The organism is Streptomyces prunicolor, assembly GCF_045162825.1.
Lineage (GTDB): Bacteria > Actinomycetota > Actinomycetes > Streptomycetales > Streptomycetaceae > Streptomyces > Streptomyces prunicolor.
The window spans coordinates 8695375-8718248 of record NZ_CP108676.1; the positions used below are offsets into that span (position 1 = coordinate 8695375).

Annotated in this window: 18 protein-coding genes, 1 pseudogene and 1 riboswitch; of the genes and pseudogenes, 7 read left to right on the top strand and 12 right to left on the bottom strand. The window is 71.1% G+C overall.

All coding sequences use genetic code 11. From position 1 onward, the window contains the following. Positions 1–63: 63 nt before the first annotated feature. Entirely contained in the window at positions 64–1287 is a 1224-nt protein-coding gene (locus OG588_RS39490) for a cytochrome P450 (protein ID WP_405951420.1), read from the top strand. Between the two features lie 37 nt (positions 1288–1324). Here OG588_RS39490 and OG588_RS39495 read toward each other — a convergent pair whose 3' ends face one another. The 9 genes from OG588_RS39495 to OG588_RS39535 form a co-directional block, all read right to left on the bottom strand. Further along, complete coding sequence (locus OG588_RS39495; RefSeq protein WP_405953315.1) at positions 1325–2059, bottom strand: polysaccharide deacetylase family protein; 735 nt, start codon at positions 2057–2059, stop codon at positions 1325–1327. A gap of 225 nt (positions 2060–2284) precedes the next feature. Then, the gene (locus OG588_RS39500) at positions 2285–2863 is read right to left on the bottom strand and encodes a histidine phosphatase family protein (RefSeq protein ID WP_405953316.1); all 579 of its coding nucleotides are present in this window, start codon (positions 2861–2863) and stop codon (positions 2285–2287) included. A gap of 118 nt (positions 2864–2981) precedes the next feature. Further along, positions 2982–5300, bottom strand: a complete 2319-nt coding sequence (gene metE / locus OG588_RS39505) for a 5-methyltetrahydropteroyltriglutamate--homocysteine S-methyltransferase (protein ID WP_405951421.1) — start codon at positions 5298–5300, stop codon at positions 2982–2984. 137 nt (positions 5301–5437) lie between these two features. Next, positions 5438–5661, bottom strand: a riboswitch (cobalamin riboswitch). Positions 5662–5733: 72 nt separating this feature from the next. Beyond that, positions 5734–6726 (bottom strand): methylmalonyl Co-A mutase-associated GTPase MeaB, encoded by a 993-nt coding sequence (gene meaB / locus OG588_RS39510; protein WP_405951422.1) that lies wholly within the window; start codon positions 6724–6726, stop codon positions 5734–5736. Then, positions 6723–8912 carry a methylmalonyl-CoA mutase gene (scpA, locus tag OG588_RS39515; protein WP_405951423.1) on the bottom strand — a complete coding sequence of 730 codons (2190 nt, stop codon included), beginning with the start codon at positions 8910–8912 and terminating at the stop codon, positions 6723–6725. Before scpA ends, meaB begins: the two co-directional genes overlap by 4 nt. After that, positions 8912–10717, bottom strand: coding sequence for a methylmalonyl-CoA mutase family protein (locus tag OG588_RS39520; protein WP_405951424.1), 1806 nt, complete (start codon positions 10715–10717; stop codon positions 8912–8914). The genes scpA and OG588_RS39520 overlap by 1 nt, the downstream gene beginning before the upstream one ends. Before the next feature lie 115 nt (positions 10718–10832). Then, complete coding sequence (gene lysA, locus OG588_RS39525; RefSeq protein WP_405951425.1) at positions 10833–12170, bottom strand: diaminopimelate decarboxylase; 1338 nt, start codon at positions 12168–12170, stop codon at positions 10833–10835. 12 nt (positions 12171–12182) lie between these two features. Beyond that, the gene (locus tag OG588_RS39530) at positions 12183–12638 is read right to left on the bottom strand and encodes an SAV_915 family protein (protein ID WP_405951426.1); all 456 of its coding nucleotides are present in this window, start codon (positions 12636–12638) and stop codon (positions 12183–12185) included. A 163-nt stretch (positions 12639–12801) separates the two neighbouring features. Next, a complete protein-coding gene (locus tag OG588_RS39535) occupies positions 12802–13335 on the bottom strand; it encodes a universal stress protein (RefSeq protein ID WP_405951427.1) in 534 nt (177 codons plus the stop codon). A gap of 346 nt (positions 13336–13681) precedes the next feature. Here OG588_RS39535 and OG588_RS39540 point away from each other — a divergent pair, with 346 nt between their 5' ends. Then, positions 13682–15289, top strand: a complete 1608-nt coding sequence (locus OG588_RS39540; RefSeq protein ID WP_405951428.1) for a purple acid phosphatase family protein — start codon at positions 13682–13684, stop codon at positions 15287–15289. Between the two features lie 42 nt (positions 15290–15331). Here OG588_RS39540 and OG588_RS39545 read toward each other — a convergent pair whose 3' ends face one another. Then, positions 15332–15862: a hypothetical protein gene (locus OG588_RS39545; protein ID WP_365985386.1), complete on the bottom strand. Its 531-nt coding sequence runs from the start codon at positions 15860–15862 to the stop codon at positions 15332–15334. Between the two features lie 228 nt (positions 15863–16090). Here OG588_RS39545 and OG588_RS39550 point away from each other — a divergent pair, with 228 nt between their 5' ends. From OG588_RS39550 to OG588_RS39565, 4 genes are all read left to right on the top strand, one after another. Beyond that, positions 16091–16597: a SigE family RNA polymerase sigma factor gene (locus OG588_RS39550; protein ID WP_405951429.1), complete on the top strand. Its 507-nt coding sequence runs from the start codon at positions 16091–16093 to the stop codon at positions 16595–16597. A gap of 9 nt (positions 16598–16606) precedes the next feature. Further along, positions 16607–17161, top strand: a complete 555-nt coding sequence (locus OG588_RS39555) for a hypothetical protein (RefSeq protein WP_405951430.1) — start codon at positions 16607–16609, stop codon at positions 17159–17161. 107 nt (positions 17162–17268) lie between these two features. After that, positions 17269–18507 (top strand): glycosyltransferase, encoded by a 1239-nt coding sequence (locus tag OG588_RS39560; RefSeq protein WP_405951431.1) that lies wholly within the window; start codon positions 17269–17271, stop codon positions 18505–18507. After that, the gene (locus OG588_RS39565; RefSeq protein WP_405951432.1) at positions 18504–19760 is read left to right on the top strand and encodes a hypothetical protein; all 1257 of its coding nucleotides are present in this window, start codon (positions 18504–18506) and stop codon (positions 19758–19760) included. The genes OG588_RS39560 and OG588_RS39565 overlap by 4 nt, the downstream gene beginning before the upstream one ends. 29 nt (positions 19761–19789) lie before the next feature. Here OG588_RS39565 and OG588_RS39570 read toward each other — a convergent pair. After that, positions 19790–20197, bottom strand: a pseudogene (locus OG588_RS39570) (SDR family NAD(P)-dependent oxidoreductase); the annotation flags it as partial. A gap of 74 nt (positions 20198–20271) precedes the next feature. Between OG588_RS39570 and OG588_RS39575 the strand changes: the two are divergent. Further along, on the top strand, positions 20272–20775 hold the full coding sequence (locus tag OG588_RS39575) for a hypothetical protein (protein ID WP_405951433.1): 504 nt from the start codon (positions 20272–20274) through the stop codon (positions 20773–20775). Positions 20776–20807: 32 nt separating this feature from the next. Here OG588_RS39575 and OG588_RS39580 read toward each other — a convergent pair whose 3' ends face one another. Further along, on the bottom strand, positions 20808–22784 hold the full coding sequence (locus tag OG588_RS39580) for an SMI1/KNR4 family protein (protein ID WP_405951434.1): 1977 nt from the start codon (positions 22782–22784) through the stop codon (positions 20808–20810). Positions 22785–22874 lie beyond the last annotated feature (90 nt).

A 22874-nucleotide genomic window follows, 5' to 3' on the forward strand; every position in this document is an offset into this window, starting at 1 on the left:
GGCACGATGGGCCCGACCCGCACTGCACCGCACCGCGTCAAGCAACCGGCCGGAGGGCGTCCCGTGGACCGCGAACTGCACGCCAGGCTCGACGACTTGCAGCGCGACCCGTACCCGCACTACACCCGGGCACGGCAGACCGAAGGCCTCACCCACCTCGCCGAACTCGACGCCTGGCTCGTGGCCCGGGACGCCGACGTGCGTGAAGTCCTGCGCCGCCCGGAGGACTTCTCCTCATCGCTGGCCCTACGGCCCGACGTACTGCCGGCGCCCGCCGCGCTCGCCGTCCTCGGCGGCGGGTTCGGCGGGCGGCCCGTCGTCGTCACCGCGGACGGCGCGCAGCACCAGCAGTTGCGCGCGCCCATCGTCCGCGGCCTCTCACCGGCCCGCGTCACCGCCGTCCTGCCCTACGCCGCCGAGCGCGCCGCCGCCCTCGTCGACACGTTCGCCAAGGACGGGCACGTCGAGTTGATGTCGGCGTACGCCAGGCGGCTCCCCGGCGAGGTCGTCGGGAGGATCGTGGGCCTCGACCCCGCCGACGTGCCCGGGGTCGTCCATGGCGGCCATCGCGCCGAGGAGTTGCTCTTCCGCCCGCTGGAGGAGGACGAGCAGATCGCCGCGGCCGAGGACGTCGTCGCGATGCAGCACACCCTCGACCGGTACGTGCGGGAGCGGTACGCACAGCCTCGCGAAGACCTCGGTACGGAACTGATCGCCTCGGTGACCGAGGAGGCGGACGGCGGCGGCCCGACCCTGGAGCACCGGCACCAACTCGTCGCCCACCTCCAGAACTTGTTCATCGCCGGTCACCTCACCACCACCGCGCTCATCGGCACGACCGTGCTGCATCTTCTCCGGCATCCGGACCAGTGGGAGCTGCTGTGCGCCGAGCCCGAACGCATCCCCGCCGCGATCGAGGAGGCGGCCCGCTACGACACCGCACTGCAAGGGTTCCGCAGGGTCACCACCCGGCCGCTCGTTCTCGCCGGCACCGAACTCCCCGCCGGAGCACCGCTGTTCGTCGCCTTCGGCGCGGCCAACCGTGACGAGAGGCGCCATGCGCGCCCCGAGACCTTCGACATCACCCGCACCCCGAACCGCCACCTCGCCTTCGGCTTCGGCGTGCACAGCTGCCCCGGTTCCCAACTCGCCCGCGAACAACTCCGCCTCACCCTCCAGGAGTTGACGACCCGCCTGCCCGGTCTACGGCTGGCGGAGGACCGTCCGGTCACCATGCGGCCGACGATGATCCACCGTTCCCCGTATGCCCTGCACCTGAACTGGTGAGCCATAAAAGCCCGATGAGCCTGGAGGACCCGGTGTCTCAGGGCCGGTACACCTTCCCCGGCTCCGCCGTCCCGGGCGCGAGGAGCTGCGGCACGGTCACGAACACGTACCCGCGCTCCTTCAGCGCGTCGATGATGCCGGGGACGGCGGGCACGGTGCCCTCGTACAGGTCGTGCAGCAGGATGATGCCGTCCCGGGTGGCCTGAGCGAGGACGCGTTTGGTGATGAGGGCGGAGTCGGTCGTCGCGTAGTCCTTGGCGGTGACGCTCCACAGCACCTCCGCGAGGCCCAACTCCCGGCAGATCTTGTGCACTTCGTCGTCGGTGCGACCCTGCGGCGGGCGCATCAGTGTGGGCCGCTTGCCGGTGATCCGCTCTATCGCGTCGTCCGTGCGCTCCAGTTCGTCACGTATCTGCGCGGGGGGTATTCGGGTCAGGATCTTGTGGTCCCAGGTGTGGCTGGCCACCTCGTGCCCCTCGGCGGCCATGCGCTCGACCAGCTCCGGGTACTTCTCGATGTGCCGCTTGCCGAGCAGGAAGAAGGTCGCCGGGACCTGCTTCTCCTTCAGGATGTCGAGCAACCGCGCCGAGTTCTCGCTGGGCCCGGCGTCGAAGGTCAGCGCGATGCACTTCACCTCCCGGCAGTCGGCCGTCCCGAAACCGGCCCGCGCGGTGGCCGACACGCCCTCGGCGCGAGCGGCGGCCGGCGCGGTCGTGTCGAGCTCGGTGCACCCGCTCGACGCCAGACCCAGCACGCCAACCGCCACAAACATGCCGACGGCACGCAACCCGGCCCGGGGTCTTTCCCTCTTCTTGCACAGAGCACTCAGTGATGGCATGCCGAGACTATACACAGCGAGTATATACGGTGCGTATAGTCAGGAGTGGGACAGCGCCCCTTTAGGGGCGCGGGGCTGTATCGATTTGCGGCTCCGCCGCGTGGGCGCGACCAGCCCCCACCGACCCGCGGCCAAAGAACCGCCGATCCAGCGGAGTGCTTATCGGCCCGAGCCTCCCAGCTCCCACCCAAGCCGCAGATTCCACCGCCCGGCCCGCCCACTGAGCTCGGTCGCAGTCAACGGCGGCACATCAAGCCGCCAGAACGCAGGCCCAGGCGCACCAAGGACCGTGACCGCAACGGCCCGCACGAACTCCTGCTCAACCACCGCAAGGGTCCTCCCCTCAAACCCGGCCGCGGCCTCCAGCCACCCCGACGCCCGCTCGCAGAGCCCCCGCACCGACTCCCCACCGTGAGGCACCGCATCCGGATCCGTCAGCCAGGCCATCACCGCATCCGGCTCCCGCGCCATCACCTCGTCGAGGGTCAGGCCATGCCAGCGCCCCATGTCCAGACCCGCCAACTCGGGCTCCACCACACCCGAGAGGCCCAGCGCGGACGCCGTCTCCCGGCACCGCACGCTGGGCGAGACCAGCACCCGGTCAGCCAAGCGGAGCGACCCCGCGACGGACGAGGCGCGAGCCGTACCGCTCGGGTCGAGCGGGCTGCCGTCGTCGAACCGGGTCTCCCGCAGGGAGCGGTTCATCGCCGGCGAGATCAAGGTGATGCGGCTGGTCACTTCGTCGCTCCAAGTGCTGTGGGCTGTGCGGATCATCGTCTCAGGGCGGGGGGTGGCCGGGAGGGTGTCCTCCCGGCCACCCCCACCACCATCGGGTCAGGAACCGGCCACCATAGGGTCAGGAACCGGCCAGCTCCTCGCGGACCGTGCGGGCCGCGGCCACCAGGTTCTCCAGGGACGCGCGGGTCTCGGGCCAGCCGCGGGTCTTCAGACCGCAGTCCGGGTTGACCCACAGCCGCTCCGCCGGGATGGCCTCAAGCCCCTTGCGCAGCAAGGCCGCCGCCTCGGCCGTGCTCGGCACGCGAGGCGAGTGGATGTCGTAGACACCCGGCCCCGCCTCGCGCGGATAGCCGTGCTCGGCCAGTTCCCCCGCGACCTGCATGTGTGAACGGGCGGCCTCCAGGCTGATGACGTCCGCGTCGAGGTCGTCGATGGCCTGCACGATGTCGCCGAACTCCGCGTAGCACATGTGGGTATGGACCTGCGTCTCCGGCCGCACCCCGGCGGTGGTCAACCGGAACGCCTCCGTGGCCCAGGCGAGATACGCCTCCCGGTCCGCCGCGCGCAGCGGGAGGGTCTCGCGCAGGGCGGGCTCATCGACCTGGATGACCGAAGTCCCGGCCGCCTCAAGGTCGTTGACCTCGTCGCGCAGGGCGAGGGCGACCTGTCGTGCGGTGTCGCCGAGCGGCTGGTCGTCGCGGACGAAGGACCAGGCGAGCATGGTGACCGGTCCGGTGAGCATGCCCTTGACCGGGCGCGAGGTGAGCGATTGCGCGTACGTCGTCCAGCGGACCGTCATCGGTTCCGGGCGGGAGAGGTCCCCGGCCAGGATCGGCGGGCGGACGTAACGGGTGCCGTAGGACTGGACCCAGCCGTGCTGCGTGGCGAGGTAGCCCGTCAGTTGCTCGGCGAAGTACTGGACCATGTCGTTGCGTTCGGGCTCGCCGTGCACGAGGACGTCCAGGCCGGTCTTCTCCTGGAAGGAGATGACCTCGCCGATCTCCGCCTTGATCCGCTCCTCGTAACCGGCCGTGTCGATCCGCCGCGCCCTCAAGTCGGCCCGCGCGGTGCGCAGTTCGGCGGTCTGCGGGAACGAGCCGATCGTGGTCGTCGGTAGCGGCGGCAGCCCGAGGTGCGCGCGCTGCGCCGCCGTCCGCTCTTCGTACGGCTGGGAGCGGCGGGCGTCGGCGTCCGTGACCGCGGCGGCCCTGGCCCGTACGGCGGGGTCGCGGGTGAGCGCAGAACCCGCTCGGGAGGCCAAGTCGGCGCGGTTGGCGGCGAGTTCGGCGGCGATCGTGTCGGTGCCCTGGGCCAGGCCCTTGGCGAGGGTGACGATCTCGGCCGTCTTCTGCCGCGCGAACGCGAGCCAGCGCAGGATCTGCGGCTCGATGTCCCGCTCGGCGGCGGCGTCGAGTGGCACATGGAGCAGCGAGCAGGAGGCGGCCACGTCGACCCGGTCGGCCAGACCGAGCAACGTACCCAGCGTGGCAAGGGACTTGGTGAGGTCGTTGACCCAGACGTTACGGCCGTTCACCACGCCTGCGATCAGCCGCTTGCCGGGCAGTCCGCCCACTGCGGCGAGGTCGTCCAGGTTGGCGGCGGCGGACTCGGTGAAGTCGAGCGCGAGGCCCTCCACGGGTGCCTTGGCGAGGACCGGGAGCGCCTCGCCGAGGCGGTCGAAGTAGGAGGCGACCAGGAGCTTCGGCCGGTCGGTGAGGGCGCCGAGGTCCCGGTAGGTGCGGGTGGTGGCGTTCAGTTCGGCCGGGGTGCGGTCCTGGGCCAGGGCGGGTTCGTCCAGCTGGACCCACTCCGCGCCCGCTGCCCGTAGATCGGCGAGGACCTCGGCGTACACGGGCAGCAGCCGGTCCAGCAGGGTCAGCGGGTCGAAGTCCGCGGACACGCCGGGGGCTGGCTTGGCGAGCAGGAGGTAGGTGACCGGGCCGACGAGCACCGGGCGGGCTGTCAGGCCCAGGGCGAGGGCCTCCTTCAACTCCGCCACCTGCTTGGTGGAGTCAGTGGTGAAGACGGTGTCCGGGCCCAACTCGGGCACGAGGTAGTGGTAGTTGGTGTCGAACCACTTCGTCATCTCCAGCGGCGCCACGTCCTGCGTGCCGCGTGCCATCGCGAAGTAGCCGTCCAGTGCGTCGAGTTCGACGGCGGTGCGGTGGCGTTCGGGGATCGCGCCGACCATCACGCTGGTGTCCAGGACGTGGTCGTAGTACGAGAAGTCGCCGGTCGGAACCTCGTGGATACCGGCGTCCGTCAGTTGCTGCCAGTTCGTGCGGCGCAGTTCGGTGGCGGTGGTGCGGAGGGCGTCGGCGTCGACGCGGCCCTTCCAGTAGCCCTCGATGGCCTTCTTCAGTTCACGGGCCTTGCCCTGGCGGGGGTAGCCGTAGACGGTTGCCCGTGCTGCCGCGGCTGCGGACTTCGGTGTCACGGAAATCTCCTTCGCGAGATATCTCCCTGGATCCCGGTGTCGGGACGTGAGCGCGAAGGTTCGTAGACCGGGGGATGGTGACCGCCCGTATGTACGCCGACCCGCCCACGAGGTCACCGGGATTCCGCGCGTGAATGCTTCGCGTGCGGGCAGTTGGCAGGTCTTCGGACTTGCGGGCACGGCCTCCGTTTGACCGGAGGTCACCTACTGGCCGTCGCTTCCCAGGTCCTGTGTGGGCCCAGTGCGTATGACGGCGGTCGTTCCTGCTTACCGCTGCGGGGCAGTCCCGGAGTTTCACCGGGTTCCCTCTTGCGACGCGTCCGTCTGGGTGACGGGGCGAACCAGCTGCGCCGCCAGCCTAAAGGGTTTGGGGTGGATGCGTCGATTTTTGTCTGCGGCTCGGTGGGGGCTGGTCGCGCAGTTCCCCGCGCCCCTAGGTGGGTTGGGGTCCCCGGGACTGGAAGGCTTGCAGGATTTGCTCAGCCGCCAGTGTTGCTGTCAACTCGCCCTCTCGTACCTGGCGTTCTAGGTCCGGAGTCAGCGCACGTACCGTCGGATCTGAGTGCAGGCGGCCCAGCAGTTCGTCTCGGACCATCGTCCACGTCCAGTCCACCTGTTGCTCGCTGCGCTTCGCGGCCAGGCGGCCCGTGGAGTCCAGCAGGGAGCGGTGTTGTTCCAGGCGTTCCCAGACCGTGTCCAGGCCTGTTCCCTCGCGGGCGCTACAGCTCAGAACCGGCGGGGTCCAGGCCGCGTCGGCCGGATGCATCAGGCGTAGCGCGCCCGCCAACTCCCGTGCCGCGCTCTTCGCGTCGCGCTCATGCGGGCCGTCCGCCTTGTTGACGGCGATGACATCGGCCAGTTCCAGGACGCCCTTCTTGATGCCCTGTAGCTGGTCGCCGGTGCGGGCCAGGGTCAGCAGCAGGAAGGAGTCGACCATGTTCGCGACCGCCGTTTCCGACTGGCCTACGCCTACCGTCTCGACCAGGACGACGTCGTAGCCCGCTGCCTCCATCACCACGATCGACTCGCGGGTCGCCTTCGCCACGCCGCCGAGCGTGCCGGCGGTGGGCGAGGGGCGGACGAAGGCCGCCGGGTCCACGGCCAGGCGTTCCATGCGGGTCTTGTCGCCGAGGATGGAGCCGCCCGTGCGGGTCGACGACGGGTCTACGGCGAGGACCGCGACCCGGAAGCCTTGTGAAGTCAGCAGCGTGCCGAACGCGTCGATGAACGTCGACTTGCCGACACCCGGTACGCCGCTGATGCCGATCCGGCGGGCCTGGCCGCTGTGCGGGAGGAGCGCGGTCAGCAACTCCTGGGCCATGAAGCGGTGTTGGGGCTTGGTCGACTCGACGAGGGTGATGGCGCGGGCCACCAGGGCCCGCTTGCCGTCGAGTACGCCCTTCACATAGGTGTCGACCTCGATCACGGGGTGTGCCCGAGGTCGGCGGCCAGGCGTTCTACGAGGTCGTAGGCCGCGTCCGGGATCACCGTCCCGGGCGGGAACACGGCCGCCGCGCCCATCTCCAGGAGGGTGGGGACGTCCTGGGGTGGGATGACTCCGCCGACCACGATCATGATGTCCTCGCGGCCCTCCTCTGCGAGGGACTCCTTCAACGCCGGTACGAGGGTGAGGTGTCCGGCGGCGAGGGACGACACTCCGACGATGTGTACGTCCGCCTCTACGGCCTGGCGGGCCACTTCGCCGGGGGTCTGGAACAGCGGGCCGACGTCGACGTCGAAGCCGAGGTCCGCGAAGGCGGTGGCGATCACCTTCTGGCCGCGGTCGTGGCCGTCCTGGCCCATCTTGGCGACCAGGATGCGGGGGCGGCGGCCCTCGGACTCCTCGAAGTCGGCCACGAGAGTGCGGGTGCGTTCTACGGACGGGGAGTCGCCGGCTTCGGTGCGGTACACACCGGTGATCGTACGGATCTGGCTCGCGTGCCGCCCGTAGACCTTCTCCAGCGCGTCGGAGATCTCGCCGACCGTCGCCTTCGCGCGGGCCGCGTTCACCGCCAGCTCCAGGAGGTTTCCGGTGCCTTCGCCGGCCGCGCGGGTCAGCGCGTGCAGCGCGTCCTGGGTGGCCTGTTCGTCGCGCTCCGCGCGCAACCGCCTTAGTTTCTCGATCTGTTGGGTGCGTACGGAGGAGTTGTCGACCTTGAGTACGTCGATCTGCTCGTCGGTCTCCACGCGGTACTTGTTGACGCCGATGACCGGCTGGCGGCCGGAGTCGATGCGGGCCTGGGTGCGGGCCGCGGCCTCCTCGATGCGCAGCTTGGGGATGCCCGCGTCGATGGCCTTGGCCATGCCGCCCGCCGCCTCGACCTCCTCGATGTGCTGCCAGGCGCGGCGGGCGAGGTCGTACGTCAGCTTCTCCACGTACGCGCTGCCTCCCCACGGGTCGATCACCCGTGTGGTGCCCGATTCCTGCTGGATGAGGAGTTGGGTGTTGCGGGCGATGCGTGCCGAGAAGTCGGTGGGCAACGCGAGGGCCTCGTCCAGGGCGTTGGTGTGGAGTGATTGGGTGTGGCCCTGGGTGGCCGCCATCGCCTCCACGCACGTGCGCGTGACGTTGTTGAAGACGTCCTGCGCTGTCAGCGACCAGCCCGAGGTCTGTGAATGAGTGCGCAGGGAGAGGGACTTGGCGTTCTGCGGGTCGAACTGCTTGACCAGCTTGGCCCAGAGGAGGCGGGCCGCGCGCAGCTTCGCGATCTCCATGAAGAAGTTCATGCCGATCGCCCAGAAGAAGGAGAGCCGGGGTGCGAACGCGTCCACGTCCATCCCCGCCGCCCGGCCCGCCCGGATGTACTCGACGCCGTCCGCGAGGGTGTACGCCAGCTCCAAGTCGGCCGTCGCGCCCGCCTCTTGGATGTGGTAGCCGGAGATCGAGATGGAGTTGTAGCGGGGCATCCGCTGCGAGGTGTACGCGAAGATGTCGGAGATGATCCGCATCGACGGCTTCGGCGGATAGATGTAGGTGTTGCGGACCATGAACTCTTTGAGGATGTCGTTCTGGATGGTCCCGGCCAACTTCTCGGGCGGTACGCCCTGTTCCTCCGCCGCCACGATGTAGAGCGCCAGCACCGGAAGTACCGCGCCGTTCATCGTCATCGACACCGTCATCCTGTCCAGCGGGATGCCGTCGAAGAGCTGGCGCATGTCGTAGATCGAGTCGATCGCCACGCCCGCCATGCCGACGTCACCGGTCACGCGCGGGTGGTCGCTGTCGTAACCCCGGTGCGTGGGCAGGTCGAAGGCGACGGAGAGGCCCTTCTGGCCGGCCGCCAGGTTGCGGCGGTAGAAGGCGTTGGACTCCTCGGCCGTGGAGAAACCCGCGTACTGGCGGATCGTCCAGGGCTGGTTGACGTACATCGTCGGGTACGGGCCGCGCAGATACGGCGCGATGCCCGGGTAGGTGGCCAGGAAGTCCAGGCCTTCCAAGTCCTGCCCCGTGTACAGGGGTTTGACCGCGATGCCCTCCGGGGTCTCCCAGAGGAGGTCGTCGCCGCCCGCCGCCTTCTTGACGGCGTCACGCCACTCGTCGGGGCCGACCTCGGTGGCCGGGGCTCCCAGCTCGATCCCGGAGAAGTCGGGGATGTGCCCCATCGCTGCCATCAGGACACTCCCATGCGGTCGAGGGTGGCGGAGAGTACGGCTACGGCGTCGCAGCCCGCGAAGACGTACGCGTCGACACCGGGGTACTGCCCGGGGCGGCCCGCGAGGAACACGTGCCCGGCACCGGCCGACCTCAACTCCCCGGCAACCGACGCCGCTTGCTCCTCGTACAGCGCGTCGCTGGAGCACAGGCAGGCCTCGGTGGCCCCGCTGTCCGCGAACGCGCCCCCGGTGACGGGCTCGATGCCGCCCGCCTGGAACAGGTTCGACGCGAAGGTGAGGCGGGCGGTGTGTGCGGCGGCCGGGCCGAGCGCGGCCAGGAAGATGCGGGGCCGGGAGCCGGTCGCCGCGAGGTGGGCGTCGGAGCGGGCGCGGAGTGCTTCGTAGGCCTCGTCGCGGCGTACGCGCGGAAGCCCGCCGGAGGGTTCCACGGGAGCGGGTGAGCGCTCCGGGAGGCGCTCGGCGAGGTTCGGGAACTCGCTGACGCCTGTGATGGGTTCGCGGCGCTTGGCGAGCTTCGCGCTGCGGGTCGCCCAGGTCGTGGCGAGGTCCTCGCGGAGGCTGCCGGAGCGCAACGCGGCTGCCTGGCCGCCCTGTTGCTCGATGTGCTGGAAGAACTCCCAGCCCGCGTGGGCGAGTTCGTCCGTGAGGCGCTCCACGTACCAGGAGCCGCCCGCCGGGTCGATCACCCGGGACAGATGCGACTCCTCGACCAGGATCGTCGAGGTGTTGCGGGCGATCCGGCGCGCGAACGCGTCCGGCAGGCCCAGCGCGTGGTCGAAGGGCAGCACGGTGACGGACTCGGCTCCGCCCACCCCGGCGGCCAGCGTGGCGACCGTCGTGCGCAGCATGTTCACCCACGGGTCACGGCGGGACATCATCACCGGCGAGGTCACCGCGTGCTGCGTCTGCCCGCCCGGCGCCCCGCACACCTCGGCCACCCGCGCCCAGAGCCTGCGCGCCGCGCGCAACTTGGCGATGGTGAGGAACTGGTCGGCGGTCGCCGTGTACCTGAACTCCAGCTGCCCCACGGCCTGTTCGACGCTCAGGCCCGCCTCGGTCAGCTCGCGCAGATACGCCACACCCGTTGCCAGCGAGGCGCCCAGCTCCTGCGCCGCCGAACCGCCGGCCTCGTGATACGGCAGCGAGTCCACGGTCAGTGCGCGCAGCCCCGGGTACCCCTCGGCGCAGCGCCGGGCGAGGGCGGCGACCGGCGCGAAGGGGAAGCCCTCGTTCCCGGTGCGGGCCGCGAAGCCCAGCGGGTCGGCGCCGAGGGTGCCGCGGGCGGCTTCGGGAGCGATGCCCCGCTCCTCGTACAGCCGTAGCAACTCGGCCGCCGCGGGCTCGACTTCGCTGCCCGCTTCGAGGGCGATGGGCGCCAGGTCGAGAAAGACGCCGTCGAGGGTGGCGCCGAGCGACGCGACCGGGATGCCGCGCCCGCCCGTGACCAGCCACAGCGAGGTGACGCCGTTCTCCAGGTCGCCGAGGACCGCGGCGTTGTCGCCGGTCGTGTGCTGCTGGCGTACGTCCCAGCCGCCGAGGGTGTTGCCCTCGGCGCGGCCACCCCGTACGAAGGGGGCGAATCCGGGGAGGCCGGGCTCGGGTGCGGAGTCGTCGGCGGTGTAGAGGGGACGGGCGCGGAGTCCGTCCTCCAGCGAGGTGGACAGGGCATCTTCCGCTGCGGCGCCCGAGACTTCCTTGCCCGACTTGCGCAGTACGCCTTCGACCAGGCGTTGCCACTGCTCATGCGTCGCGTCAGGGAACTCGGCGGCCAGCGAGAGCCCGTCGTCGGGCAGGACCGTCATGCTCGGATGCTAGGGCAAATGTGCAGGTGAGCAGCAGAGGACGTGGCTGTGACCTTAACCTCTCCGCGCGGTCTAGACCAGTCGCCCGGCGCCGTCCCGCCCGCCCTGCCAGGGGCTACAGCCCGATGTCCCTGCGGTTCATGTCGGCCAGCGACTCGCGGCGTACCAGCACCCGCGCGATGCCGTCGGCCACCGCGACGACCGGCGGGCGGCCGACGAGGTTGTAGCCGGACGCCATGGACAGGTGGTACGCGCCGGCCGCCGGTACGGCGAGGAGGTCGCCGGGGCGTACGTCGCCGGGGAGCGCCACCTCGTCCGCGAGGATGTCGCCCGCCTCGCAGTGCCGGCCCACGACGGTGACCAGGCGGGGCGGCGCGGTCGCGGGGCGGCCGATCAGCCGGGGTGCGTAGCGCACGCCGTAGAGCGCGGGCCTCGGGTTGTCGCTCATGCCGCCGTCGACCGCGACGAACGTGCGGTCGCCGGTGCGCTTCACCGCCAGGACCCGGTACACGGCGACCCCGGCGGGGCCGACGATCGCCCGGCCCGGTTCGAGGGTGAGCCGGGGTACGGGCAGCCCGGCGCGGGCGCAGCCGTCCGCCAGTTCGGCGCGGACCCGGCCGGCCAGGACGGAGATGTCGAGGCGTTCCTCGCCGGGGCGGTAGGCGATGGCGTGGCCGCCCCCGATGTCCAACTGCGGGAGCGTGACGCCGTGTTGGTCGCGGATGCGGGCCAACAGCCCGACCATGCGCCGGACCGCGGCGACGTACGGCTTCGTGGTGGCGATCTGGGAGCCGATGTGGCAGTGCAGGCCCACGAGTTGGAGGTGCGGCTGGTCGAGGATGCGGGTCACGGCGTGCTGCGCGGAGCCGTCGGTGATCGACAGGCCGAACTTCTGGTCGTCGGTGCCGGTGCGGATCTTGTCGTGGGCGCCGGCCGCGATGCCGGGCACAACCCGCACCATGACTTTCTGGCGGGTGTCGGCGGGCGTGATCGCGGCCAGCCGGGCGATCTCCGAGGTGCTGTCGACGACGATCCGGCCGACCCCGAGCCGGAGCGCGGTGCGCAGGTCCTCCGGGCTCTTGGCGTTGCCGTGCAGCACGATGCGCTCCGGTGGGAAGCCGGTGGTGACGGCGAGTTCGAGTTCGCCGGCCGAGCAGACGTCGAGGCCGAGCCCTTCCTCCTGCACCCAGTGGGCCATCGCCCGGCACAGGAACGCCTTGGCCGCGTCGACGACGTCGGCCTCCGGGAAGGCCGTGCGGTACGTGCGGCAGCGGTCGCGGATCTCCTGCTCGTCAAGGACGTAGACGGGGGTGCCGAAGCGGTCGGCGGCCTCGGTGAGCGAGACTCCGCCGACGGTCAGATCGCCGGTGGGGGAGGGGCGGGTGGAGCCGGGCCAGACGGACAGGTCGTGGGTGTCGGCGACCGGGACAACGGGGGCGTCCAGGATGGACATGGGTGGGTCTCCTCAGCCGATCAGCAGGTTCAGGCAGGCGACGACGGCCGCGGCGCCGGTCACGCGCAGGGCGCCGACGTGCTGGGGGTGCCAGCGGCGCCAGGAGTTCGCGCGCTCGCGGACCGTTGCCGCCGTGCGGTCGGCCGCCGGGGCGGACAGCGACGGGTCGACGGTGAGCGCGGTGACGCCGAGCGGTGCGGCGAGGGCGCGCAGCGCGGGTTCGGAGAGCCTGATGCCGGCCTGCTCGCTGCCGAGGGTCGCGGTGAGCTTCGCCGCCGCGGTGAAGCCGACCGCCGTACGGCCGCCGAGGGGTGTGCGGAAGAAACGGGCCGTGCAGCCCGCGGGACCCGACCGGACGGGGACGTACAGAAGTCCGGCCGGGACGGGTTCGGCGGGCTCGGGGTCCTCGGGGTTCTCAGCGGCAGCGGGCTCCGCGGGGTCCTTCTCGGCGTGTTCGACTGGAGACATCGTGCGGCTCCTTGTGCGAGGCGATGTGCGTGGCCCGGTCGGTCTGACCTGGCGCTTCCTCGAAGGTATGCCCGCCGGGCGGGGGTTCGGGTGCCTCGCTGACGGATGCTTGACGGGGAGCGCGGTACCCATAACGCGCTGCTGACGGGGGTGGGGAGGCTCGTCAGGCTCCGCCTTCCGTCAGCTCCCGTGCGTCCACCGCCCGCCCCAGTGAGATACGGCGGTGCAGGGCGGCCAGTTCGCCCTCCAGGGGAGAGGGCGGCACCGTCAGCACCGGGCACACGGCGTGGGTGACGCAGTAGCGGGTGACGGACGGGAACAGGGCGCGCAGCGGTCCTCGCGGGCCGGCGCCGATGACCAGGAGGTCGTCGGGGCGGTCGGCGGTCTCCACCAGGGCACGGCCCGCCGTACCCCGGACGACCAGGCCCCGGAACGGGATCCCGGGGCCCGCGTCGCCGAAGGCCGCGTCGAGCACGGCGAGGAGTCGGTCGGCGGCGGTGCGGCGGAGGTCGGCCACCGGGGGCGCCAACATCGAGCGCCCGTGGGCGAGTTCACCACCGGGCGGCTCCCATGCGAGTACGGCCAGCAGTTCGGCGCCGGTGCTACGGGCCTCGCGCACCGCCCGGTGCAGCGCCGCCAGGCTGCCCGGTGAACCGCTCACCCCGACCACGGCGCGTGCCCGTCCCTCACTGCTCATCGTCGCTCACTCCTCGGCGTACACAGATGTCTGCGTGTCCCATCGAAGGGCCGAAGAGAGCGGACGTATCGCGGTGTTGGCGCGCGCCTGATGCCGGAGGGCCGATTCCTGACGCGCCCGTGACGCGGTGCCGGCGGTGGCCGGAATTGAACCCCCGACTCCCGCCCGGCCGCCCGCGCGTGTCAACGAAGGGGCGGTCCCTGGCAAAGCGCGGGGCAAGAATCGGCCCCGGTGCCCGCCCCTCGGGCCGCGATGACCGTCTGGCCACGCACTGTTCACTCGGGGGCCGCCGGGAAGCGCCAATGTGCGGACGTTGTCAGCTCAACTGCTCGCCAGGGAGGGCACCATGACCACACAGACCGAGACATCGGACGGGTCCGCGCAGTCGTCCGAGGGGGTCAGCCGGCGCCACGCGCTGGGTCTCCTCGGTACGGCCGGCGCCGGCGCGGCCGTCACCCCCTTGCTGGGAGCAGGCACGGCGCAGGCCGCACCGCTCGCCGCCCCGGCCCTTCACCTCACCGCGGACTCCTCGGGAGCGTCCCCGGTGCAGGGCCTGCACCTCACCTTCGGCGCGGACCCGCGCAGCCAGATGAACGTCTCGTGGATCACCGACAAACCGGTGACCAGACCCGTCGTGCGCTACGGCACGCTGGAGCACGGCTTCGGCTCCAGTGCGAAAGCCCGCACCGTCACCTACGTCGACGGCACCTCCAGCCGCACCGTCTACGTCCACCACGCCGCGCTGAACCGGCTCACCCCGGACACCGACTACCTCTACCTCGCCACCCACGAGGGGGCGACGCCCGACAGCGGCACGTTCCGCACCGCGCCGCACGGACGCAAGCCGCTCACCTTCACCAGCTTCGGCGACCAGTCCGCCCCGCAGGTGACCTGGGCGGCCAACGGCACGGTCGGCCTCGACGCGAACTCCACCCCCGCGACGAAGGACATCGTCACCGGCATCGAGCAGGTCGCCCCGCTCTTCCACCTCCTCAACGGCGACCTCTGCTACGCCAACCTGGACGTCGACCGGGTGCGCACCTGGAACAACTTCTTCACCAACAACACCCGTTCGGCCCGCTTCCGCCCCTGGATGCCGGCGGCCGGCAACCACGAGATCGAGAAGGCCAACGGCCCGATCGGACTCGGCGCCTACCAGACCTACTTCGCCCTCCCGTCCACCGAGACCGACGCCGAACTCGCGGGCCTCTACTACGCGTTCACGGCCGGCTCGGTGCGGGTCATCGTGCTGCAGAACGACGACAACTGCCTCCAGGACGGCGGCGACGTCTACATCAGCGGCTACTCCGGCGGACGCCAACTCGCCTTCCTGGAGAAGGAGTTGAAGGCGGCCCGGGCCTCGCGCGACACCGACTGGATCGTCGTCGCCATGCACCAGGTCATGGTCAGCTCCACCGACGCGAACGGCGCCGACCTCGGCCTGCGCCAGAAGTACGGACCCCTCTTCGACCGCTACGGCGTCGACCTGGTCCTGTGCGGCCACGAGCACAACTACGAGCGCTCGCTGGCGGTTCGGGGAGTCGTCAGCGGCACCGAGACGCTGACCCCCAACCCGGTCTCCACGGCCACCGACAACATCGACACCGGCCTCGGCACCGTGCACATGATCCTCGGCGGCGGCGGAGTCTCGGGCACCACGAACCAGAGCTTCTTCAAGGACGGCACCGGCAAGGTGATCACGTCCGTCTCGGCGACGCCCGGCTCCAACGGCAAGCGCACCTCCACGTACACGCAGGAGGAGGCGGTCTGGATCGGCGTCCGCGACACCGAACACCCCTACGGCTTCGCGGCGTTCACCGTCGACCCCGGCCGGCACGCCGGTGACACCACCCGCATGCACGTGACCTACTACAACGTGAACAAGCCGAACGGCGACCTGTCGGTGTTCGAGAACTTCACGCTCCACCGCAAGCGCTCGGACGGCCACCGCTGAGACCCGCTCGTCGTCCCCGGCCCCGACTGTGAGGACCGAGGGTCAGCCCGTCGCGGCGGCCTTCTCTCCGGTCGGGGTCACGGCGTGCCACGCGCCGTCCTTGCCCTGGCCGTTCGCCTGGCCGGCCGCCGTGTCGCCGATGTAGCGGTACAACGGCCAGCCGGCGAGGGTGAGTTGCGGCTCGCCGTCGCGGTGGACCGTGCCGAGGAGGCTCCGCCCCACTCCCGACGTCTGTACGGACTCCGGCACGATCACCGGTATCCACGTCTTCACGCACGTACCGGAGCACGTCCACTTGGAGGGGTTCGACTCGTCCTTGTCGTAGCGGTAGAGGGTCATCCCGTTGGTGTCGGTGACCACGGTGCCCACCCCCTCGACCGTCTTGGCCGACACGGTGAACGCCGTGGCCGTGGCTGCCGGCGTCGAGGCGACCGGCGCGGGGCTCGTGGGCGCCGACGCGGTCACCGTGCCCGCGCTGCCGGAACCGGCGCTGTCCGAGGAGTTGCACGCCCCCAGCAGCAGCGTGGAGGCGAGGCCTGCGACGAGGCTCAGGACGATGCGTCGCGGGATCAAGGAAGTGCCCTTCGTCGGGAGTCGTACGTACTGCCTGTTCGCCCTCCCCATACGGCTGTCGACCTCGCCCCTCTCAGCCGGGCATCGCACATGACGCACTCTTGACCACCCACGCCCCGGAACGGGGTGTAACCCGGATCACAGCACTGAAGTGCAGCGCGGTGGGGGGTCCACGGCCTTTCTCTCTGTGTAAGGGGCTTGCCCGAACGGGGACGGTGGACGGTACGGATGGAACAGAGTCGGGCCGAGGGGTTCGACGGCTTCGTGGCAGCGCGCTGGTCGGCGTTGTTCCATCTGGCCTGTCTGCTCGTGGGAGGCGATCGGCACCGCGCCGAGGACCTGCTCCAGGAGGCCATGGTCAAGCTCTGGTTCGCCTGGCCGAGGATCGGCGAGGAGGCACCCGAGCCGTACGTGCGCAGGATCCTGGCGCGGGCGGCGGCCCGTTCGGCGCGGCGGCGCTGGTGGGGTGAGCGCCCGGTCGAGCAACTGCCCGACCGGGCGGAGGCCGGGGACGTGTCCGCCGTAGTGGCGGAGCGCTCGCGGCTGGAGGCGGCGCTGGCCCAACTGCCGTCCGCGCAGCGGGCCGCCGTGGTCCTGCGCTACTACCAGGACCTGCCCGACAGGCAGGTCGCCGAAGTGCTGGGGTGCCCGGTCGGCACCGCCAGGTCCCATGCGTCACGGGGCGTGGCGCGGCTGCGCCGGATCCTCGGCGATGTCATCGAGCCGGTGGGATAGGGGGAGTTGATGGACCACTTCGACCACGATCAGTTCGATCGCTTCGAGCGGGAGCTCGCGCGGATGATGCGCGACTCCCAGGAGACCACCCCCTTCGAAGCCAGGCACCAGACCCGTCTCCGGTCCGGTGTACGGGCCAGACGCCGGGTCCGCACGGCGCAGAAGGCGGTCGGCTCGGTCCTGGCCGTCGCCGGAATCGGCCTCGGTTTCTTCCTGCTGCCCCACGACCAGGTGGACAACAGGCCGCAGGCCCCCCTGCCCCGACCGGCCCTGAGCCCGACGCTCCCGGGCCCCACCCCGACCCTGACACCGGACACGACCCCGAGCGGGACCACCAGCCCGACGCCCACCGGCTCCACCGGGCCGTCCAGCACTCCGACCGGGACCCCGGCCGGGAGTTCGACCACCTCGTCCCCGGACCCGAGCACGACCGACACATCGGCGCCGCCGTCCGGCACGGAGACGACCGGCGCGCCCACCGGGCGGAGCACCTTGACGAGCCCGGCCACGTCACCGCCGGCGACGGAGTCGTCCGCGACCGTGGGCACGGCGGACTCCGGATAACCAGGCCCGCCGGAACACCCCCCACCCGCAATCCCTGAACGCGGCACTGCCCGCAGGCGATACCGGCATGCCCCGTGACGGCCCACAGACTTGGACAGAACGTGACAATGACGACGAGCAGGTCGAGTCAACTACCGTTCCGCACACCGGTGTCGGCACACCACCGCGAGCCCGTCCTCGACGTGGTCGTCCCCGTGTTCAACGAGGAGAAGGACCTCGAACCGAGCGTACGGCGACTGCACGCACACCTGCTGGAGACGTTCCCGTACCCGTTCCGCATCACCGTCGCGGACAACGCGAGTACGGACGGCACCCCGCACATAGCAGCCCAACTCGTCGCCGAACTGCCCGAGTTGGAGTGGCTGCGGCTCGCCGAGAAGGGTCGGGGCCGGGCGCTGCACGCGGCCTGGTCCGGGTCACCGGCGCCCGTGCTCGCCTACGTCGACGTGGACCTGTCGACCGACCTGACCGCACTCCTCCCGCTGGTCGCCCCGCTGATCTCCGGCCACTCCGACCTCGTGATCGGCACCCGCCTGGCCCACGGCTCCCAGGTGGTGCGCGGCCCCAAGCGGGAGGCCATCTCCCGTTGCTACAACGCCCTGTTGCGCTCCACCCTCGCCGTCGGCTTCTCCGACGCGCAGTGCGGTTTCAAGGCGGTACGGCGTGATGTCGCCGAGCGGCTGCTGCCCCTGGTGAAGGACACCGGCTGGTTCTTCGACACCGAGATGCTGGTGCTCGCCGAGCGGGCCGGACTGCGGATCCACGAGATACCGGTCGACTGGGTGGACGACCCCGACAGTCGGGTCGACCTCCTGTCCACGGCCCTGGCCGACCTGCGCGGAATCGCCCGCATAGGACGGCAGTTGGCGCGCGGCACACTCCCGACGGCGGGGCTGCGCCGGGCCGCCGGCGACGCGCGTGCGGCGGGCCTGGCCGGTCAACTGCTGCGCTTCGCCGCCGTGGGAGCGGTGAGCTCCGTCGGATACGTCCTGCTGTACGTCGCGTTGCGCCCGGCGACGGGCGGACAGGCCGCCAACGCGCTGGCGTTGCTGCTCTGCGCCCTCGCCAACACGGCCGCGAACCGCCGCCTGACCTTCGGGCTGCGCGGCCGGGTCGGCGCCCTGCGCCACCAGGCCCAGGGCCTCCTGGTCTTCACGATCGGCCTCGCCCTCACCAGCGGCGCACTGGCACTCCTGCACCGCACGACACCAACTCCCGTACGCACCACGGAAGTCGGGGTCCTGGTCGCCGCCAACCTGGCCGCAACTCTCGTACGCTTCCTGCTCTTCCGGGCCTGGGTGTTCCGCACCGGTCGCCGCCACGAGACGGAGGCGACGACGGCATGAGCGACACGACGACCTTGATACGGCCCGTCTCCGCGACCACAACTCCACTTCTCCGCAAGGACGTTGGGGCAAGCCTGCGCCGGATGACCCGGTACTACGGCCCGGTGCTCGCGCTGTACGGCCTACTGAAGCTCATCGGCTTCGCCGTCTTCATGTACCTGCTGGACTCCGACGGCGGCTTCCGGACGAGGAACCCGCGCTTCGGCGGCGGCGCCCACGCCTGGGACGTACTCGCCACCTGGGACGGCTGGTGGTACCAGCAGATCGCCGCACACGGTTACGACCCCGCACTCGTCCGGGTCCCCGGCGCCACCGGACTGATCACCCTCGAAGGCAACTCGGCGGCCTTCTTCCCGCTCTACCCGGCCACGATGCGACTCGTCTCGGACGGCACGGGCCTGGGTCTGTACGGCTCCGGGATGCTGGTCTCGGTCGTCGCGTCGTTCGCCGCCGCGCTCGGCATCTACGCCGTCGCCGCCCGCTTCGGAGGCAGGCGAGCCGGGTTGGCCGCCGCCGGACTGTGGGCGGTCTGGCCCGGCTCCGGCATGGAGTGGTCGGCCTACTCGGAGTCCCTCTACGTCGCCCTCGCCGTCTGGGCCTGCCACGCCGTCATGACCGACCGCTGGCTCACCGCGGGCGTCCTCACCTTCGCCGCCGGCCTCAACCGCCCCACCGCCGTGGCGCTCATCGCCGCCCTGATCGTCGCCGCGCTCCAGGCACTCCACCGCCGCCAGGAGCACATGGCGGCTCCCTGGGTCGCCATGCTGATCGCGCCGCTCGGCCTGACCGGCTACCTCCTCTGGGTCGGCAACCGCATGGGCAACCTGGTCGGCTACTTCGCGCTCCAGAAGGGCGCCTGGGGACACACCTTCGACTACGGCAAGCAGACCGCCGACGTCTTCAGCTCCATGGCGGTCGGTCGCTTCGACTACCTGTTCGCGTTCCCCTTCGAAGACACCATCGCCGTGCTCACCGTCCTGCTGGCCGCGCTCCTGATCCCCCTCCTGATCCGCCTGCGCCCTCCGGCCGTCCTGACCGTCTACACCCTGCTCACCCTCGCCCTGGTCCTGGGCAGCCAGCAGATCTTCGGCAACGTCTCCCGCTATCTGCTCCCGTGCTTCCCCCTCTTCATCCCGCTCGCCGTCAAACTCCGCACCCTCGGTCTGCCCACGCTGTGCCTGCTGCTGGGCATCGCGGCCGTCGCGTCGGGGTCGTACGCCGGGTATGTGCTGTTCGAGGCGGGGGTGCCGTAGGCGGGAGTTCTTGGGTGGGGGCCTGAGTGTCAGTGGGCGATGACCGCGGCGGTGGTGCAGCCGCCGTCGACGTCGAGCACGATGCCGTGCACGAACGAGGAGTCGTCACCGGCCAGGTACACGGCGGCGTTCGCGATCTCCTCGGGCGTGCCCATCCGGCCCGCGGGGGTGCCCTTCATCATGATCTCGGCGGTCCGGGTCTCCCGCGCCGCCGGCGCCGGCACCACCCCCGGGGAGATCGCGTTCACGCGGACGCCCTGCGGCCCGAACTCCGCGGCCCAGGCCCGGGTCAGCGTCTCCATGGCTCCCTTGGTGGAGCTGTAGAGGGGGCTCGCGATGCCCAGACGCGCGATCCAGGAGCCGAGGTTGATGATCGCCCTGCCGCCGGCCTCCACCATCGCGGGGGCCACGGCCGCGGTCAGGAAGTACGGGGCCTTGCTTCCGGGACCTCACGGGCGGTGCGCCGATCCCCGCGGAGGCCTCGCCCGAACTGCGCGCGGACATCGTCAAGTTGCATGCCGCGTACGCCTCCCACGTCGCCGTCCACATGCTCGACGCGCCGACGCTCACCCACGGTCTGAACGACTCTCCGATCGGGATGCTCGCCCGGTTGCTGCCACGGTGGAAGAAGCGGAGCGACAAGAACAACGACTTCGACGCCGTCTTCTCCCGCGACTTCATCCTCACCCGGGCCACCGTCTTCTGGGTCACCCAGTCCATCGGCACCTCCATCCGCATGTACCGCGACACGGTCCGCCACCCCTGGACCCCGCTGCACGACCGCCGGCCCGTGGTCGAACCCCCGGCCGGCTTCACCTTCCTCCTCGGCGACGTCCACCCGCCCGGCGTCAGCACTGTCGAAGACCGCATCGCCGCCTTCGAGAACGGCCCCACCCGCGCCGTGTTCAACGCGATCAACGTCAACGCCCACCACAAGGGCGGCCACTTCGGCCACTACGAGAACCCCGAGGCCTACGTCGGCGACGTCCGCGAGACGTTCCGCGGGGTGCGCTGACCGCGCGAGACCCACAGGCGGCTCCCCGCCCGCTAGCCCTCCGCCGGGCGCGTGGGCGTCGGATGCATCCGAATCACCAGGTACCCCTCGCCGTCCTTCGGCGGCCGGGTCCAGGAACGGGTGGTGAAGGTGTGCAGCCGGCCCTTCACGAGGGCGTGACGCGGCAGGGACACACCGAACTCCTCGGACACCGCTTCCAGCAGCGGCCGTTCGGCCTCGGCCGCGTCCTCCAGACCACCGAAGAACCGGCTCGGCGTCAGCGCCTGCGGTATCTCCCCGCTCTGCTGGATCTCTCCGTCCGTGTACGTGAACGCGTACTGCTCGGCACCGTCTCGTGCCACCGAGAGGTGGAAGAACGGCTTCCCGTGCTGTGACCTCAGGCCGCTCCACACCACCACCGCGCGGGTGCCCGCGCTGGCGGACGCGGCCGGGGAGACGAGGCGCAGCCGGTTGAACGGGGCGGGATCGCCGTCGAAGGCGAAACTCCAGCCGGTGCCGGCCCGGCCGACCGTCATGAGAGCTCTGTCGTCGTAGGACGAGAACTCCCTTCGGCTGTGCGCCTTTCTGCGGCGTGCTTCCCAGAAGGTCATGGGTTCGTTCAGCACGGTGCTGTGCGCGGTCTCGTCCGTGTTCGTGTCCGTGTTCGTGTCCGCCGCGTCCGCGTCCGCGTTCCCGTCCGTGAGACGTGAGGGCAACTCCTGCGGCTCCGCGCCTTCGACCAGGACGAACCGGTAGGACGTGCGGTTGTTGCCCGGGTCCGGGTCCGCGAGCCACGCGAGGTCGCCCGGGTCGAGTCCGGCCGTCGGCCTCGGAGTCTCGCCGGCCTGCCCGCCTCGCGGAGTGGACAGCAGCTCGCGGCCACGCTCCGGAGTCAGCAGCGGCCCGAGTGCCGGGTCGGCCACCCACCCCAGCGGCGCCAGCTGGTCCGGCCCCAGCGGTTCCCACAGGGGCAGGGCAGCCATCAGTGTCCGCCACGCCCCGTCGGTGTCTCCCCACCGCGTCAACTCCCGCGCCCGCTCGACCGCTTCCCCGAACGGTCCGGCCGCCGTGTACCGGTACGTGCCGTCCCGCACCTGACCCAGCGTCGCGTAAGCCAGTGACACCAGGTCGTCGTCGGCGCCCCGCAGCTGGAACACCAGCGTGGAGTCGTCCCGGTACGAGTGCGCCGCGTGCTCGGCGACCAGCGGTGGCAACAGCTCGGGCGCGTACCGCGGGTCCGTCACCAGGCCGTCGAAGTACACCATGGAGGTCCGTCCGAGCAGTCGGCGTATCTGGTCACCCAGCCCCGCCGCTCGCGCCCTGCCGTACCCCTTGGCCTCGTCCAGGCCCTTCGCGGCCCGCTCCCAGCCGCCGCGCAGCGCCTCCAGCCGGGCCTCTTCCATCAAGGCGTCGAGCCTTCGCGTCGTGTCGTTGGCGAACACCGGCTCCCCGTCGCTCCGGTGCGCCCGCAGTCTGTGGAACTCGCGGTGCATGTCCCGCATGAACTCACGGAAGTTCGCGTGCCGTTCGGGCGGCTCGGCCCGCCAGCTCGCCCATGTGTACACGGCCCACTCACCGTCCTCGTCCACGTCCTCGGGATCCATGAGGATGTAGGTGACGTCGGACTCGACGTCGAGCTGCAGCGCGCGCCGCCAGAGGCCGGCCACCCGCCGCTCCTCGGGCGAGGAGTCCTCGTCCAGGTACTCCTCGAACTCGTCCGCGAGTCCTGAACCGTCGTTGTGCCAACGCGCGTCCCCGGTCCCCGCCAGCAGCGACACGAACCCGCCCGCGTGCCGCCACCCGTCGCTGACCTCCAGGAACTCCCGGTACGACGGGGGCATCCGGCGGCCGAGACGCTCCTCCATGGCGGCTATCCGCTCCGCGGAGGCGGGCGGGAACCCCAGCCGGCGCGTCCGCCGCGCGGCCTCGTCGTCCTCGCCCCGCCCCTCGTCGTCGGGCAGGGAATCCGCCCACTCCTCGCTCCACCTGAGGAGAAAGGTCCGCCAGTCGAATGCCGTGGAATCCGTCATGCACCCGATGCTGCCACCCACCACTGACAACGCCCCGCTGCTTCACCCCGGCCGACGGGACTCTCCTGACCGCACGTCAGGAAGGGCTGA

Bases quoted from the DNA above. Each gene is read 5' to 3' on its own strand.
- OG588_RS39495 (WP_405953315.1), bottom strand. From the start codon at position 2,059: ATGTTTGTGGCGGTTGGCGTGCTGGGTCTGGCGTCGAGCGGGTGCACC.
- scpA (WP_405951423.1), bottom strand. From the start codon at position 8,912: ATGGCAGCGATGGGGCACATCCCCGACTTCTCCGGGATCGAGCTGGGA.
- OG588_RS39520 (WP_405951424.1), bottom strand. From the start codon at position 10,717: ATGACGGTCCTGCCCGACGACGGGCTCTCGCTGGCCGCCGAGTTCCCT.
- lysA (WP_405951425.1), bottom strand. From the start codon at position 12,170: ATGTCCATCCTGGACGCCCCCGTTGTCCCGGTCGCCGACACCCACGAC.
- OG588_RS39530 (WP_405951426.1), bottom strand. From the start codon at position 12,638: ATGTCTCCAGTCGAACACGCCGAGAAGGACCCCGCGGAGCCCGCTGCC.
- OG588_RS39535 (WP_405951427.1), bottom strand. From the start codon at position 13,335: ATGAGCAGTGAGGGACGGGCACGCGCCGTGGTCGGGGTGAGCGGTTCA.
- OG588_RS39540 (WP_405951428.1), top strand. From the start codon at position 13,682: ATGACCACACAGACCGAGACATCGGACGGGTCCGCGCAGTCGTCCGAG.
- OG588_RS39550 (WP_405951429.1), top strand. From the start codon at position 16,091: ATGGAACAGAGTCGGGCCGAGGGGTTCGACGGCTTCGTGGCAGCGCGC.
- OG588_RS39555 (WP_405951430.1), top strand. From the start codon at position 16,607: ATGGACCACTTCGACCACGATCAGTTCGATCGCTTCGAGCGGGAGCTC.
- OG588_RS39560 (WP_405951431.1), top strand. From the start codon at position 17,269: ATGACGACGAGCAGGTCGAGTCAACTACCGTTCCGCACACCGGTGTCG.
- OG588_RS39565 (WP_405951432.1), top strand. From the start codon at position 18,504: ATGAGCGACACGACGACCTTGATACGGCCCGTCTCCGCGACCACAACT.
- OG588_RS39580 (WP_405951434.1), bottom strand. From the start codon at position 22,784: ATGACGGATTCCACGGCATTCGACTGGCGGACCTTTCTCCTCAGGTGG.